Annotated in this window: 15 protein-coding genes; 8 read left to right on the forward strand and 7 right to left on the reverse strand. The window is 66.5% G+C overall.

Annotated features, from left to right (window positions below; translation table 11 throughout):
* Positions 1 to 234 precede the first annotated feature (234 nt).
* Both rpsT and B5X90_RS15575 read right to left on the reverse strand, forming a co-directional pair.
* Entirely contained in the window at positions 235 to 495 is a 261-nt protein-coding gene (gene rpsT, locus B5X90_RS15570) for a 30S ribosomal protein S20 (protein ID WP_018773112.1), read from the reverse strand.
* A gap of 203 nt (positions 496 to 698) precedes the next feature.
* Positions 699 to 1,304, reverse strand: a complete 606-nt coding sequence (locus B5X90_RS15575; protein WP_079554600.1) for a type II toxin-antitoxin system PemK/MazF family toxin — start codon at positions 1,302 to 1,304, stop codon at positions 699 to 701.
* 381 nt (positions 1,305 to 1,685) lie between these two features.
* Between B5X90_RS15575 and lepA the strand changes: the two genes are divergently transcribed.
* Both lepA and hemW read left to right on the forward strand, forming a co-directional pair.
* A complete protein-coding gene (gene lepA, locus B5X90_RS15580; protein WP_026266375.1) occupies positions 1,686 to 3,539 on the forward strand; it encodes a translation elongation factor 4 in 1,854 nt (617 codons plus the stop codon).
* A gap of 45 nt (positions 3,540 to 3,584) precedes the next feature.
* Entirely contained in the window at positions 3,585 to 4,823 is a 1,239-nt protein-coding gene (gene hemW / locus B5X90_RS15585) for a radical SAM family heme chaperone HemW (protein ID WP_079554602.1), read from the forward strand.
* Between the two features lie 126 nt (positions 4,824 to 4,949).
* On the opposite strand, the gene B5X90_RS15590 is transcribed toward hemW, so the two are convergent.
* Complete coding sequence (locus B5X90_RS15590; protein ID WP_026537291.1) at positions 4,950 to 5,369, reverse strand: DUF4870 domain-containing protein; 420 nt, start codon at positions 5,367 to 5,369, stop codon at positions 4,950 to 4,952.
* Positions 5,370 to 5,512: 143 nt separating this feature from the next.
* Entirely contained in the window at positions 5,513 to 6,364 is an 852-nt protein-coding gene (locus B5X90_RS15595; protein WP_079554604.1) for a DUF3097 domain-containing protein, read from the reverse strand.
* Between the two features lie 319 nt (positions 6,365 to 6,683).
* Here B5X90_RS15595 and hrcA point away from each other — a divergent pair, with 319 nt between their 5' ends.
* The 3 genes from hrcA to B5X90_RS15610 all read left to right on the forward strand — a co-directional run bounded on the left by hrcA (position 6,684) and on the right by B5X90_RS15610 (position 9,707).
* Entirely contained in the window at positions 6,684 to 7,697 is a 1,014-nt protein-coding gene (hrcA, locus tag B5X90_RS15600) for a heat-inducible transcriptional repressor HrcA (RefSeq protein WP_079554607.1), read from the forward strand.
* A 91-nt stretch (positions 7,698 to 7,788) separates the two neighbouring features.
* The gene (gene dnaJ / locus B5X90_RS15605) at positions 7,789 to 8,919 is read left to right on the forward strand and encodes a molecular chaperone DnaJ (RefSeq protein WP_079554609.1); all 1,131 of its coding nucleotides are present in this window, start codon (positions 7,789 to 7,791) and stop codon (positions 8,917 to 8,919) included.
* Positions 8,920 to 8,921: 2 nt separating this feature from the next.
* Positions 8,922 to 9,707 (forward strand): 16S rRNA (uracil(1498)-N(3))-methyltransferase, encoded by a 786-nt coding sequence (locus B5X90_RS15610; protein ID WP_079554611.1) that lies wholly within the window; start codon positions 8,922 to 8,924, stop codon positions 9,705 to 9,707.
* A gap of 50 nt (positions 9,708 to 9,757) precedes the next feature.
* On the opposite strand, the gene B5X90_RS15615 is transcribed toward B5X90_RS15610, so the two are convergent.
* Positions 9,758 to 10,684, reverse strand: a complete 927-nt coding sequence (locus tag B5X90_RS15615; RefSeq protein ID WP_079554613.1) for a GerMN domain-containing protein — start codon at positions 10,682 to 10,684, stop codon at positions 9,758 to 9,760.
* Positions 10,685 to 11,038: 354 nt separating this feature from the next.
* The gene (locus B5X90_RS15620; RefSeq protein WP_079554615.1) at positions 11,039 to 12,157 is read right to left on the reverse strand and encodes a PheS-related mystery ligase SrmL; all 1,119 of its coding nucleotides are present in this window, start codon (positions 12,155 to 12,157) and stop codon (positions 11,039 to 11,041) included.
* A 292-nt stretch (positions 12,158 to 12,449) separates the two neighbouring features.
* Between B5X90_RS15620 and B5X90_RS15625 the strand changes: the two genes are divergently transcribed.
* The gene (locus tag B5X90_RS15625) at positions 12,450 to 13,505 is read left to right on the forward strand and encodes a DNA polymerase IV (RefSeq protein WP_079554617.1); all 1,056 of its coding nucleotides are present in this window, start codon (positions 12,450 to 12,452) and stop codon (positions 13,503 to 13,505) included.
* Positions 13,506 to 13,593: 88 nt separating this feature from the next.
* Positions 13,594 to 14,091: a GNAT family N-acetyltransferase gene (locus B5X90_RS15630; protein ID WP_079554619.1), complete on the forward strand. Its 498-nt coding sequence runs from the start codon at positions 13,594 to 13,596 to the stop codon at positions 14,089 to 14,091.
* Between the two features lie 32 nt (positions 14,092 to 14,123).
* Here the strand turns inward: B5X90_RS15630 and B5X90_RS15635 are convergent, their stop codons facing one another.
* Positions 14,124 to 14,567 (reverse strand): GNAT family N-acetyltransferase, encoded by a 444-nt coding sequence (locus B5X90_RS15635; RefSeq protein WP_079554621.1) that lies wholly within the window; start codon positions 14,565 to 14,567, stop codon positions 14,124 to 14,126.
* A 78-nt stretch (positions 14,568 to 14,645) separates the two neighbouring features.
* On the opposite strand from B5X90_RS15635, the gene B5X90_RS15640 reads away from it, so the two are divergent.
* Entirely contained in the window at positions 14,646 to 15,350 is a 705-nt protein-coding gene (locus tag B5X90_RS15640; protein WP_079554623.1) for a hypothetical protein, read from the forward strand.
* The last annotated feature ends 3 nt before the right edge of the window (positions 15,351 to 15,353 follow it).

Genomic DNA, 15,353 nt, shown 5'->3' on the forward strand with positions numbered 1-15,353 from the left:
CCGCCGGGCCTGCCGTCCCTGCGGGTCCGGCCGGACCAGGTGCGGCGTGTTGGCCCTCTGCGGTTCCGGATCTGGGCGCGCACCAGGCTGCGGTAAGCCTGCGGCGGACCGGAGTCGTACCGGAGTTGTACCGGAACGGGTGCGGGGTTGGCCCATTGCGGAACCGGCTTAAAAGGATGTGGCCGGCACCCTGGGGTGCCGGCCACAATCATCAGTTCAAGTGAACTGGAAACCTTAGAGCGCGTTGACCTTCTTGGAGATGGCCGACTTGCGGTTTGCAGCGTTGTTCTTGTGGAGAACACCCTTGCTGACGGCCTTGTCCAGCTTGCGGCTGGCGGAAAGCAGTGCAACAGCCGCAGCATCCTTGTCGGTGGACTCAACGGCGGTGTTGACGGCGCGGATGGCCGTCTTCAGCTCAGACTTGACTGCGTTGTTGCGCAGGCGGGCCTTTTCGTTGGTCAGGATGCGCTTCTTCTGGGACTTGATATTAGCCACGTGTGAACTCTCTTTTTCAATGCGGAAAATGGTCTAGAGGGCTTTCAGATTGGCCATTGACTGAGCGGCGTGGGGATACCTATGGCGACCAACCATCTGTGGCCGTCGACCTGCACGGACACACAGCTGTAAATAATAGCAGAGATCAGCGTGCAGGCACGAGCGCGGGTGGCGATCCGCCGCGGCACGCGGTGTCCGCCGGGTCAGCTCCAGCCGTGCCGCTGCCGCAGCGCGGCCGCGATGAGGTTGAAGCGGCCTGCGTCCAGGATCGCCCCTTCGCGCCGGATGTCCTTCGCATTGATCTGCAGAACCCGGTCCAGCTTCGCTTCGCTGGGCCGCCCCTGGCGGTCCCAGGGTCCTGTGCCGATGTCCACGTAGTCATCCGACCGACGGAAGTCGCCGTCGTGGTCCTTGCTCGTCAGCATCAGTCCCAGCAAATACCGGCCGGTGGTGCCCACCAGCAGCACCGGACGGTCCTTGCCCTGGGAGTAGTCCTCTTCGTAGGGCACCCAGGTCCAGACGATTTCGCCGGGTTCGGGCAGGCCGTTGGGTGCCGGCGCATAGCGGACGGCGGCCCGGCCCCGGAAGTCGCCGGGATATGTCCCGGTCAGTCCGGCGGCCGGGGTGCCGCCCGTGGCGCGGGTCGGGGCGCCGGGACGCGCCTGCCCCGGCCGCGGCTTCGCCGCAGGCTTTCGGGCGGGTTTTGCCGCCGGCCCACGGGTGGTCCCGGGTGCGGAGCCGCCGAGTTTATCCAGGAAGCGCAGGGCGTCGCGGACGGCGCCGCTGATCGATCGTAAGTTCCAAGCCATGGGGAAACCATACGGCAACCCCCGCAGAGAAAGGGACGGAGAAAGAGGCGGAGAAAGGGGCAGGGACAGAGCGCGGGTAGGTGGAGCAGAGGGTGGCCGGCAGGCGGTTGACGGCCCGGCGGGGGCGGTCCCGGGAACGGAGCAGCACGCAGCCAGATCCGCACGGAACCGCAGCCGAATCGAGGCCAGATCCGCGGGCGGAATCGCGGCGCGAGTCCACCGAGCCCAGGAGAGTCCGCAACGCGACGCAGGGATGCACTGCCACTGGCCCGGACGTGGGAGACTATAGGGACAGAAATGCGCCACGTCGCAGGATGGCATACGAGCATCCGCACCGAGCCGTGGAAAAGCCAACAGTAATGCCAACAGTAAGGACCCTGCGTGTCTCCCATGGCCCGCACCGCCCCGGTGCCCGCCGCAACAGATCCGGCCATCATCCGGAACTTCTGCATCATTGCGCACATTGACCACGGCAAATCCACACTGGCCGACCGGATGCTCCAGTTCACCGGTGTTGTCCAGTCCCGTGACATGAAGGCCCAGTACCTGGACCGCATGGACATTGAGCGCGAACGCGGCATCACCATCAAATCCCAGGCCGTCCGCATGCCCTGGGAACTCGACGGCACCAGCTACGCGCTGAACATGATCGACACCCCCGGGCACGTCGACTTCACGTACGAGGTCTCCCGCTCGCTCGCGGCCTGCGAAGGCGCGATCCTGCTGGTGGACGCGGCCCAGGGCATCGAGGCCCAGACCCTCGCCAACCTCTACCTGGCGATGGAGAACAACCTCACCATCATCCCGGTCCTGAACAAGATCGACCTCCCGGCTGCCCAGCCCGAGAAATACGCGGCGGAACTCGCCAACCTGATCGGCGGCGACCCCGACGACGTGCTCCGCGTCTCCGGCAAGACCGGCATGGGCGTCGAGGTCCTGCTGGACAAGATCGTCCGCGACCTGCCGGCACCGGTGGGCGACCCGAACGCCCCCGCCCGGGCCATGATCTTCGACTCGGTCTACGACACCTACCGCGGTGTGGTCACCTACGTCCGCGTCGTCGACGGCATGCTGCACCCACGTGAACGCATCCAGATGATGTCCACCCGTGCCACGCACGAGCTCCTTGAGATTGGTGTGAGCTCCCCGGAACCCACCCCCTCCAAGGGCCTCGGCGTCGGCGAGGTCGGCTACCTCATCACCGGCGTGAAGGACGTCCGCCTGTCCAAGGTGGGCGATACCGTCACCAACCTGGCCAAGCCCGCCACGGAGTCCCTCCCCGGCTATGCGGACGCCAAGCCGATGGTCTTCTCCGGCCTGTATCCGCTCGATGGCACGGACTATCCGGTGCTCCGCGATGCGCTGGAGAAGCTGATGCTCAACGACGCCGCACTGGTGTACGAGCCCGAAACGTCCGCCGCGCTGGGCTTCGGCTTCCGCGTGGGGTTCCTGGGCCTGCTGCACCTGGAAATCACCCGCGAGCGGCTCGAACGCGAATACAACCTGGACCTCATTTCGACCGCGCCCAACGTGGAATACGAGGTCACGCTGGAGGACAAGAAGGTCGTCCACGTCACCAACCCCAGCGAATACCCCACCGGCAAGATCGCTGAGGTCCGTGAGCCCATGGTGTCCGCCACCATCCTTGCGCCGAACGAGTTTGTCGGCGCCATCATGGAGCTGTGCCAGAGCCGGCGTGGCGTCATGGGCGGCATGGACTACCTCTCCGAGGACCGGGTGGAAATCCGCTACCGCCTGCCGCTGGCCGAAATCGTCTTCGATTTCTTCGACATCCTCAAATCCAAGACCCGCGGCTACGGTTCACTGGACTGGAAGGCCGACGGCGAGCAGGTGGCCGACCTGGTCAAGGTGGACATCATGCTCCAGGGCGAACAGGTTGACGCGTTCTCCGCCATCACCCACCGTGACAAGGCCTACGCCTACGGCGTGATGATGACCGGCAAGCTGCGCGAACTCATCCCGCGCCAGCAGTTCGAGGTGCCCATCCAGGCCGCCATCGGCTCCAGGATTATCGCCCGCGAAAGCATCCGCGCCATCCGCAAGGACGTCCTTGCCAAGTGCTACGGCGGTGACATCACCCGAAAGCGCAAGCTCCTGGAAAAGCAGAAGGAAGGCAAGAAGCGCATGAAGATGGTGGGCCGCGTCGAGGTGCCGCAGGAGGCTTTCATCGCCGCGCTGACAACGGACGAGTCCAAGGACAAGGCCAAGAAGTAACGGTGCAGGTAATGATCGTTGTTGCAGTGTTGGCAGGCCCGGCCCGTGCCTAGCGTTCTTCCCCTAGGGGACCCGGCGCCGCCGGACGGGCTCCTGCCTGCCCAGGCGCGCGAGGGCGCCGATCAGCGCGCTTTCGGGCTGTACGTGCACATCCCGTTCTGCGCGGTCCGCTGCGGGTACTGCGACTTCAACACCTACACCGCTACCGAGCTGGGCGGCGGGGCCTCCCAGGACGCCTACGCCGCCACCGCGATCGCGGAAGTGGAGTTCGCGGCCGCGGCCCTGAAGGGCAGCGGCCTGCCCGGCCGTCCCCTCAGCACGGTCTTCTTCGGGGGCGGCACCCCCACGCTGTTGCCGGCGGAGGATTTGGCGCGCATACTCACCGCCGCGATCGACGCCTGGGGACTGCAGCCCGGCGCCGAGGTGACCACCGAGGCAAACCCCGATTCCGTCACGCCCGCATCCCTGCAGCTGCTCGCCGACGCCGGATTCACCCGCGTCTCGTTCGGCATGCAGTCGGCCGTGCCGCACGTCCTGAAGGTCCTGGACCGCACCCACACCCCCAGCCGGGTGCCCGAGGTGGTGCAGTGGGCGCGTGATGCCGGGCTCGCCGTCAGCCTCGACCTCATTTACGGGACGCCGGGGGAGTCGCTGGAGGACTGGCGCTACTCGCTCGAGACCGCACTGTCCTACGCCCCCGACCACATCAGCGCCTATGCCCTGATCGTTGAAGACGGCACCAAGCTTGCCGCGCAGATCCGCCGTGGCGAAGTGCCGGAAATCGACGACGACGACCACGCCGCCAAATACGAACTCGCCGACGAACTGATTTCCGCCGCCGGGCTCAACTGGTACGAGGTCAGCAACTGGTCCCGCACCCCCGAACAGGCCTGCCGGCACAACCTCGCCTACTGGCGCGGGGACGACTGGTGGGGCATCGGGCCCGGGGCACACTCGCACGTGGGCGGCGTCCGCTGGTGGAACGTCAAGCACCCCACCGCCTACGCCAACCGCCTCGGCGCCGGCGCCTCACCCGCCGCCGGACGCGAAACGCTGGACTCCGAAACCCGCAACGTGGAACGGGTCATGCTCGAGGCCCGGCTCAATTCCGGACTCGACATCCCAAGCCTCGGCGGCCTGGGGGACACCGGCAGGCACGCTGTCGCGGGGCTGATCGCGGACGGCCTCGTAGACCCCGCGGCGGCTTTCAAAGGCCGGCTCATTCTCACGCTCAAGGGCCGGCTGCTGGCCGACGCCGTCGTCCGCAGGATCCTGCCGGACTAGCCTGCCCGGCCCCGCCTCCACGGCTTGGCTGCCGCATCAGCGGCCACGACACCCTGCCGCACAAAGGAGAGCCGGCCGCTGCCCCTTACGGGCAGCGGCCGGCTCTTTTGCTTGGGCCCGGGCCGGCTATTTGATCCAGCGCAGGTTGAACTCGTAGCGGTGCGGCTGGCCGCGGTTGACGTGGATGCCTGCCGCCACCGAGAAGCACGTCACGGCGATCCAGATCACCGTGGCGAGCACGGCGAAGAGGTTGCCCACCACCGGGATGAAGACCAGCAGATTCGCCAGCACTGCGGCCAGGGTCGGCGGCAGCGTGAAATTGAGGGCTTCCTTGGATTCCTGCGCCGTGAACGGGCCGCGGTCCTTGAAGATGAGGTAGATCAGCAGCGACGGCACGCAGCCCAGGATGCCGCCGAAGTGAGCCAGCGTGGCCCACTGCCGGTCCTCGCTGGCCGTCAGCGGCAGCGCGTTTGCCGGAACGCCATGGTACGGAGGCTGGCCATGGCCAGCCTGATTGCCCGTGTGTTCGCGTGCGTTATCTGCCACGGTGTAGCCCTTCGGATTGCGGTGATGCGTTGCTGCCTGGGTTGTGCCTGAAATAGCCGGGACCGCACCAGAAGCGCGGCCGCCGTTTCAAGAATACTTGCTCGGGCCCGGAAATGGAGATCAGGGGCGGCCGCCACGGCAGACTAGGGCACGGTGAGGAAGTCAATGACCTCTTCCACGCGGCCAAGCAGCGACGCCTCCAGATCAGCGTAGCTGCGGACAGCCCCCAGGAGTTTCTGCCAGCCGAGGCCGATGTCCTCCTTCGTGGAGTGGGGCCATCCGAAAGCCATCAGGATGCCGGTCTTCCAGTCCACGCCGCGGGGGATCACGGGCCACTGTTCGATCCCCAGGACCGCGGGCCGGATGGCCTGCCACACGTCCACATAGGGGTGCCCCACAATAAGGACGTTGCCGGCGGCGCCCGGTGAGGCCATGACGGCGTCGGCGATCCGCGACTCCTTGGAGTTAGCCACAAGGTGGTCTACCAGCACGCCGAGGCGCCGGCCAGGGCCCGGGCCGAAGTCCGCGACGGCGGCCGCGAGGTCGTCAATGCCGTGCAGGGGTTCGACGACGATGCCCTCCACCCGGAGGTCATCGCCCCAGACCTTCTCCACCAGCTCGGCGTCGTGCTTTCCTTCCACCCAGATGCGGCTGGCCTTGGCCACCTGTGCGCGCTGCCCCGCCACCCGCACCGAGCCCGACGCCGTGCGGCCGGCACCGGCGGCCGGGGCCGTCTTCTTCGGGGCCGGCGGCATCAGGCGGATGGGCTGGCCCTCCAAGAGGAAGCCAAAGCCGAGGCGGAAGGACCGCGACTTGCCGCGCCGGTCCTCCAGCGCCACCACGTGCATGCCGCCGGACTTCTCCACCCGGGTTACGGCGCCCACCCAGCCGGACTGGACCTCCTCGAGGACCATCCCGCGTTCCACCGGGACTTCGGGCAACTGTGTCTTGGCGGGGGCGGACAGGTCCTGGGGTCCCCAGTTCTGGTACGACATCTCTACACGCTTACTTTGCACTCGGAATGTACGGCGGTCGGTGGAACTCTCCGGGGGCCGGAACCGGACCGCGACGGCGCGGCAAACGGCAGCGGCTGCCACGGTCTTGGCGCCGGCGTGACGGGAATCGCGTTCCCGCGGGCCACGCCTGGAGCGAATCCAATGCTAACAACGCGGCGACTCATATTAGACTGGTTAGCACTTAGGCATGTCGAGTGCTAACCCTTGTCCTGTGGCGGACCGTCCGTGCACCACGTGTGGACCCGGACCGGGCGCGGGGGGTGGCACCGGCTGCGGGACAGTCGATTGGAGGTGGAGCGTGAGCGAACCGCGCAAACTCGAAGTGCTGCGCGCCATCGTGGAGGACTACGTCCATTCGCGTGAGCCCGTTGGTTCCAAAGCGCTCGTTGAACGGCACCATCTCGGCGTCTCGAGCGCCACGATCCGAAATGATATGGCGGCGCTGGAAGACGAGGGCCTGATCACGGCGCCGCACACGAGCGCCGGCCGGATCCCCACTGACAAGGGCTACCGGCTGTTCGTCGACCAGATCTCAGCGGTGAAGCCATTGTCGCCGGCCGAGCGCCGGGCGATCCAGGCGCTGCTGGAAGGATCCGAGGACCTCGACGACATCCTTGACCGGACCGTGCGGCTCCTCTCGCACCTGACCAACCAGGTCGCCGTCGTGCAGTATCCGCTGCTCAGCCGCGCCCGGGTGCGGCACATCGAGTTCGTGCTGCTGGCGCCCCGGAAAGTGCTGGCGGTTCTGATCGCGGACACCGGCAAGGTGGAGCAGCGCGTGATCGACGTCGGGCAGGACATTCCCGACGACGCGCTGGCGGAATTGCGGACCAGCTTCCTGGCCAGCCTGTCCGGAACACCGCTGAGCCTGATGCCGCAGCTGCTGCCCGCCGTCATCGCCGCCGGCCCGCCCGCGCGGCGCGGGGCAGCCCAGGCGCTGGCCCGCGGCCTTGAGGCCCTGGCCACGAGCAGCCGTGAGGAGCGCATGGTCATGGCCGGCACCGCCAACCTGGCCCGCTCCAATGTGGACTTCCCGCTCAGCATCGGCCCCGTGCTGGAGGCCCTCGAGGAACAGGTGGTCATGCTCCGCCTGCTCAGCGAAATGGCCGAAGACCCGCGCGGCGTGACCGTCAGCATCGGCCGGGAAAACCCCTACGACGGTCTCGCCGAGGCCTCGGTCGTGGCCACCGCCTACGGCCCTGACGCCACGGCCAAGGTCGGAGTGCTTGGGCCCACCCGGATGGACTATCCCACCACCATGGCCGCCGTCCGAGCCGTGGCCCGCTACCTTTCGAGGATCCTGGGGCCCTGACAGGCCCGGGACCGAATACGACTTCTTGCCCCACAGGCAGTGCCCACAGGCAGTACCCCACAGGCAGTACAACAAGGAAGAGATACACACTTTGAGCAGCCACTACGACGTTCTTGGAGTCTCCCGCGACGCATCGGGGGAGGAGATCAAGAAGGCCTACCGGAAACTGGCCCGGACCCTGCACCCGGACGTGAACCCCGGGGAGGACGCCTCGGACAGGTTCAAGGCCGTCACCCACGCCTACGAGGTCCTCTCCGATCCGCAGAAGCGCCGGGTCTATGACACCACCGGCAACGAGAACGGCACCGACAACGGCTTCGGCGGCGGCAGCTACTCGGGCCAGGGCTTCGCCTTCCAGGACATCTTCGAGACCTTCTTCGGCGCCGGTGGCGGCCAGGGCGGCCCGGCGTCCCGGGTCCGCCGCGGCCAGGACGCGCTGATCAGCGTCAGGATCGACCTCCGCGATGCCGTTTTCGGCGTGAACAAAAAGCTCGAGGTCGACACCGCCGTCATCTGCCCCACGTGCGAGGGGTCCTGCTGCCGGGAGGGCAGCCACCCGGTCCGCTGCGACATCTGTGGCGGCAGCGGTCAGGTCCAGCGCGCCGTGCGGTCCATCCTGGGCCAGGTCATGACGTCCGCCCCCTGCGGGTCCTGCGAGGGCTTCGGCACCGTCATCAAGGACCCGTGCAACGAATGCAGCGGCCAGGGCCGGATCCGCAGCCGCCGCTCCCTGACCGTCAAGGTCCCGGCCGGCGTGGCGACCGGCACCCGCATCCAGTTGTCCGGCCAGGGCGAGGCCGGCCCCGCCGGCGGCCCCGCCGGGGACCTGTACGTGGAGATCCGGGTCAACAACGACGCCACTTACGTGCGCGAGGGCGATGACCTCCACGCGAGCCTCAACATTCCCATGACGGCGGCCGCCCTGGGCACCGAAATATCCCTCGACACCTTCGACGGACAGCAGGAGATCGACGTCAAGGCCGGCACCCAGTCGGGCGAGATCATCACTCTTCGCGGTCTCGGCGTCACGCACCTGCGCGGCCACGGCCGCGGCGATCTGAAGGTGCACCTGCAGGTGGAAACGCCGGTCAAGCTCGATCACGTCCAGGAGGAACTTCTCCGCCAGCTGGCCAAGCACCGCGGCGAGCACCTCACGGAGGGAAAGCTTGCGGCCAGCGGCGGCGTCTTCGCCAAACTGCGGGACCGGCTCGGTAACCTGTAGCGGTGAGTAACCCGGTCTTCTTCACCGCCTCAGGCACCCTGGACCAGCAGATCCCCGGCTCGGCCTTCGTCCTCGAGGGCACCGAGGCCCGCCACGCCGTCACCGTCAAACGGATCGCCGTCGGAGAAGCCGTCGACATCGCGGACGGCGCCGGCAAGCGCCTGACCGGCACCGTGACAGCCGTCGCTCCCGGGGAGCTGACCGTCGAATGCCTGGACTTGGCCGAGGAACCACGGCCCGGAACCCGGCTGGTCCTGGTCCAGGCCCTCGCCAAGGGCGACCGCGATGAGCTGGCAGCCGAGACCGCGACCGAGTTGGGTATCGACGCCGTCATTCCCTGGCAGGCCGAGCGGTCCATTGTGCGGTGGAAGGCTGAGCGGGCCGCGAAGGCGCATGCCAAGTGGCAATCGGTGGTGACGGCAGCTGCCAAGCAGGCGCGCCGGGCATGGATTCCCGAGGTCCGGGCCGCCGTCGACGGCGCCGGGCTGCAGGCGGCCGTGGCGGCGGCCGACCTCGCCGTCATCCTGCACGAAGACGCCGTGCGCCCGCTGCGGCGGGTACTGGAGGCCTGGCTGGAAAGTGTTGGGTCCGACGAGGTGGCAGATGATGCCGGATCCCGTGAGGTCCTGCTGATCGTGGGTCCGGAAGGTGGCATTAGTCCGCGGGAGGTGACCCGGCTTTGCGACGCAGGCGCAGTTACGGCCCTTTTGGGGCACCATGTGCTGCGTTCGTCCACGGCCGGGCCGGCTGCCACCGTGCTGGCCAGCGACATCCTCGGCCGCTGGTGACCTGCGGCAGCTGCCGCCGCCAGTGACGTGGCGCCTTGTGGAAGCGACGGCTATTTGACCGTGAACCCGCGGGTGTCCTGGAATACTTCCTTGGCGCTGTCGGATGCGTCCACCTGGGACACCCGGACCTCGTAATTGCCCGGGCCGAGGTTCACGGACAAGGTGAACAGCCCGGGCCGGGCTGCATCGGCCGAGGCGGTGGCGCTGCCGTTAAGATACGCGGTCTTGGTATTGTCGCCGTCGCCGTCGACCTTGAGGATTGCCCAGCGGAGCTTGCCGCCTTGGACGGTGCTGCGGCCACTGATCTTGACCGAACCGTCGGCCACGGACGTGCCCTCCTGCGGATCAATGATCCACACAGGTGCCACCATCCCGGCGCTGCGGGACGTCGGCTCGCCCAGGCGGACATGGTTGAAGGCGACGTAGTCGGTGTGACCGTCCACCAGCACAACCACCTGGACCTGCTGTCCGGCATCGATGAGCCCTGCGCTGGCCGCGGCAGCCGTCGCCGTGTAGACGAGCTGCTGGATGGCGCGCTCGGCCATGGCCGCATCAACGTTGCTGTTGAAGGCATCAGCGGAGACATCCACCGTGATGACGTTCTTGCCGGAAATCGACGTCGCCAGCTTCTTCGGATTTTGCCAGGGCGTGAAAAAATCCGGGTCCAATGGCTTCTGCGACATCATGACCCGCAGGGCGCGGGTGACGGGATTGTCCTGATCCGGAACGTCGCGGAACTCGCGGTAGAGAAACGCGTTGTCATTGCCCCGGCCGATCCAATACACCGGAGCCTTGTTCGACGTCTGGGCAGTCTCGAGCGGTGCGCTCGTGGTGGGGACGCCCGACGCCGGGGTGGGAATGAGCTCTGATGGGCTGCTGGAATTCGTGATGCCGCTCTGCGGCGTCGCCACGCAGCCGGACAGGACGAGCACGGCAGGCAGCGCCAACGCCAGCGCGACGCGGCGGACGCGCCCCACCGATGGCTGCTGAACTCCACGCTTCCTGATGCCGCTGTCCTTTCGTCTTACGCCCCGCGTTCCGCGGTGATGATCCATTTGTAGCCGTCGTCGGCCGCTGACGGCCGCTCCATCCCTCGCCGGCCGGATACCGGCCCGGCGATCCCGGGACAGCCGGATTCCAGCATGGCACATGGGCGCGGCGCGGCAGCCGGGTTTGGGCCCTGGCGCCGGAACTGCAACGGGAACGATATGAGGCCGATACAAAGTTGATACCTAATGGCGTCCGCTTGTGGTTCCTTGCATTGACACGGTCCGGCTGCGTCTACACGCCTGCCATGCCAGCAGTCCGATGGTGAACTGGCACAGCAGACACTATCCTCCGATGAGCTCCTTGACAGGCCCCTCGTGCAGGGCCAGGTAAACGTCGTCTCGGATCCGATTGGCCTCCGGGTCTGTCATGGTCCGGGCGAGGGGACGCAGCACCAGGCGTACCAGTGCATTGGCCTGCCCATCGCGGAGGTGGAGTCGTTTCCTCGCCGCTGCCGGGAGGTCGGCGTAGGTCGTCAGGGCCAGGAGTTCGGCACTTTCCAGATCTTCGGCCTTTGCGCCCAACGCTGTCCGCACCCGGTCGCCAAGCACTTCGGTATCCAGGTCAGCGGGAATGACGATGGAGATGTCCCGGCGGATCGAGGGCATCTGGGACACCGGATACCACGGGGACAGGTCCAGCATCTGCTGTTCGATCTTCTGGTCTGTGGACCGAAGCAGCCTGATGTCGGGGATGCCCTTGCGGAGCATGAGGGCGCGGTCCAATCCCATCCCCAGAGCCAGTCCCGACCACTTGGTGGGATCCAGGCCGGCCTCGGAGAACAGATGCGGCGCCATGAGCCTGCACTCGGCGAGTTCGAGCCATTCCCCGTCCGTGAGGACATCGACCTGCACGCCTTCTTCGGTGTAGGGGTGCACTGCCGGAACTGCGCGCCAGCGGGCTCCTGGAAGCACCGCCTGCACCAGCGATCCGACCATTCCCTGCAGGTTGCCGGCGTCGATTTGTCCACGTGAGCTGACGCGCCATAGGTCGACCTGGTGGGGAGTTCCCACATGGGTGCGGTCGATGCAATCGCGCCGGTAGACAAGCCCGGGGATCGCCCAGAGCTCGTCCATGGATTGGTCGGCGTGCAGTCCACGCAGCAGCGACGGGATGGAAGCCGACGTGTGGCTTCGGAGCATGACCGTCGGGCTGAGATAGCGGGAATACCTTTGATCCCGCGTCACATCTGATTCGTTGAACCCCAGGCGGTCGTAATTGTCGGCCACACTCACCAGTGGGCTGTGGCGGACAATTCGTTGGGGCACTCTCCATTCGCGGCAGAGGGCGTCGAGGATGCCCTGCAACAGTGGCTGCATTGCATGGGGCCCGCCGTCCGGATCCGAAAGATCGCGGATGGTCAAGGCGTCGTGGAGCTCGGAGGGACTGAGATATGAGGGCATTGCAGGTCCTTGTCTTCGGATTTCGAGTGGCGGGTTAACTTCCCCCGACTCAAACCCGGCGCCAGGACCTAGGCGCGCGCCTCAGAGCCCTCGCGGCCAGGGACCGGCCGGGGGCATATAAATCGACGCGAAAGATGCATGCGCCGACTATACCCCCGATGCGCACCTGGCGCGTGTTTCCTCGGAACAGGACGGTCTGGTTCCATATACCAAGGTGCTCCGAGGGGGCGCAGCCCGCGGTGCTTGCAAGGGATGTTTAGGGCAGACTGGTCCCGTGAGCGGAATCCCATGGGTGCTGCACGTCGATCTCGACCAGTTCATCGCGGCGGTCGAAGTGCTCCGGCGCCCGGAGCTTGCTGGCAAGCCGATCATTGTCGGCGGTCGGGGCGACCCAACGGAACGCGCCGTGGTGTCGACGGCATCCTACGAAGCGAGGGCCTACGGCGTGGGTTCCGGAATGCCCTTGCGCATTGCGGCTCGAAAAGTGCCCGACGCTGTGATCCTGCCCGTCGATCACGAGGCTTATCTCGCGGCGTCTGAGACGGTGATGGCCACCTTGCATGCGCAGCCCGGCGCCACCGTTCAGGTGTTGGGGTGGGATGAAGCCTTTGTTGGCATTGAGTCAGAGGATCCGGAAGCCTACGCCCGGCAGGTGCAGGCCGCTGTCCTGGAACGAACACAGCTGCACTGCAGCGTGGGCATCGGCGACACCCTGGTCCGGGCCAAGGTCGCCACCGGTTTCGGCAAGCCGGCCGGCGTCTTCCGTCTCACTGCCGCGAACTGGCTCGACGTCATGGGCAGTCGGCCCACCAAGGAGCTCTGGGGCGTCGGAACCAAGGTGTCGGGCAGGCTGGCCAAACTCGGCATCAACACAGTGGCCGAGCTGGCCGCATCCGACCCCCAGGACCTGGTCCCGGAGTTCGGCCCCAGGATGGGTCCTTGGTACGCGGAGCTCGGACGTGGGGATGGCGCCAGTGTCGTAGACGACACCCCGTGGGTTGCCCGCGGGCATAGTCGGGAGACCACCTTCCAGCGCGACCTGACCGAACCCGCCCAGGTCGACGACGCCGTGAGGGAGTTGACAGGGCGCGTCCTGGGGGATGTCGTGGCAGAAGGCCGGCCCGTGGTTGGGCTGACCCTCAAGGTCCGGTACGCGCCGTTCGTCACCAAAACCCACGCGAGGAAGCTTCCCGAGACATTCGACCGGGACGAAATCCTCGCGCAGGCCTTGGACCTCGCAGCCGGAATCGAAGCGGACCGTCCGATCCGGCTCCTGGGCCTGCGGGCCGAAATGGCAATGCCCGACGATGCCCGCAAGGGTCATACGCCGACGCGCGGCGGCTGGTGACGGCGTCGCTTCCTTACCGGCGCAGCGTTCTGCGGGCCGGCTGCAAAATGACCCGGGGAAGCCCTCACGTCAAAGCTAGGCTGGGAAAATGGAATATCAGATCCGCCAAGCCTCGGTTGAGGACGCTGATGCCGTGGTTCGGATGCACACCCTGGTTCATGAGGAATGCTACGGTCACCTCCTGTCACCGGCGTTCTTCGATGCGCGCCGTGCCAGCATGCCGGAGCGGGTGGAAAAACGCCGACCGTATCTGGACAGCGCTCAGCCGCGAATCATCGCCTTGGATGAGAGCAATGAAATCGTTGGATTTGCCGACGCAGGTACGGGACGTGACGATGACCTGCCCGGCGAACTAGAGCTTTACTCCATTTACACCCTGAGCCGCACCCATGGCACTGGGCTCGGTGGCGCCCTGTTGAAGGCCGCCCTCGGCAATTTACCCGCCTACCTGTGGGTCCTTGAGGCCAACCTGCGCGCTCAGGCCTTTTACGCCAAGAACGGTTTTCAGCCCGATGGGACGCGTAAGTTGCTTTCACCGGACTGGGAGGAACTGCCTGAAATGCGGATGGTCCGCTCCGTCATTTAGCCGGGCAGGTGCCACGTTGGCGGGCCCCCGGGTCAAAACCTGAGAATGTTCAATTCCGCCGCCGGCTCGAAACCAAGCCGCGCGTAAAAGCCGCGTGATGCGTCGGAGGGGGAAAGCACCATCCGTACGGCCTTGATGCCTTGCGCGAACCGGATTGATGCCTCCACGAGCCGGCCGCCGATTCCCTCGTTCCGAAACTTAGGAAGCACGTAGGCGTTGCCCAGATAGACCCACCGGGACGATTCCGTTCCTGGTTTGGGCATTCGCTCGAAAATCATCAGGTTGAGCATCCCGACGAGTTCGCCGCCGTAGTCGGCCACAAAGAACTTTCGGGGACTGGCATTCATCCACTCTGTAAAGACGGCGTCGAAGGCGGGATCGTCCATGGGCGCCGGGCCCTGTTCCGCCGCCCACGTGGCCCTTAGCGTCGCAAGGCCGGTCATATCTTCCGGGCGCCCTTCGCGAATGATGACCATGGAACTACCCTACTTTGGCGGTGCGCCGCAAGAGCATCCGCCCATTAGAAAAAGCACCCGTCCATTAGAGTCGGACAAATGAAACGGGCTGTGATCCTTGGAGGCACTGGCGTTCTCGGCCGCGCGATTGCGTGGCGGCTGATCCGTGCCGGCTGGGCCGTGGACATGACGGGCCGGGACCGGTCCAGGATGCCGGCTGACCTGGCTGCCGCCGGTGCCCGATTTATCGCTGCCGAACGTCGTGACGACGCCGCACTGGCCGGGGTGATGGCCGGTGGTGCCGATCTCCTCGTGGACGCGGTGTGCTACACCGACGCCGACGCCCGGCAACTCCTGCCGCACCTGGCCGCGGTGTCCTCGGCCGTCATGCTCTCGAGCAAGGCCGTGTACGTTGACGCCGCCGGCAACCACGTCAATTCCGATGTACCGCCCCGCTTTGACGCACCCATCCTCGAGAGCAATCCGACCATGCGGCCGGGAACCGTGGACTACCACTCCCGGGAAGGCTACTGGCAAGAGGTGCTTCTGGATGACAGCGCACCCGCGGGCCTCGGGGACCATCCGTGGGATTTCCGGCCCCCGCTGGTACTGAGCACCAAGGCCTCCCTCGCCTATGAACCTGTGGGGACATACGCCCAGACCATCCCGCATCAGGTGGACTGGCTGGTGAAGGCGGCAGCGGCCGGAGCCATGCCGGGAACCGGCGATCCGTCCCTCAAGCACTATCTTGACTACTCCCTGGAAGAGCAATTCACCGCCGGTTCCACCCGGCGGACACATTAACGG

This window comes from Arthrobacter sp. 49Tsu3.1M3 (assembly GCF_900168135.1).
GTDB lineage: Bacteria > Actinomycetota > Actinomycetes > Actinomycetales > Micrococcaceae > Arthrobacter.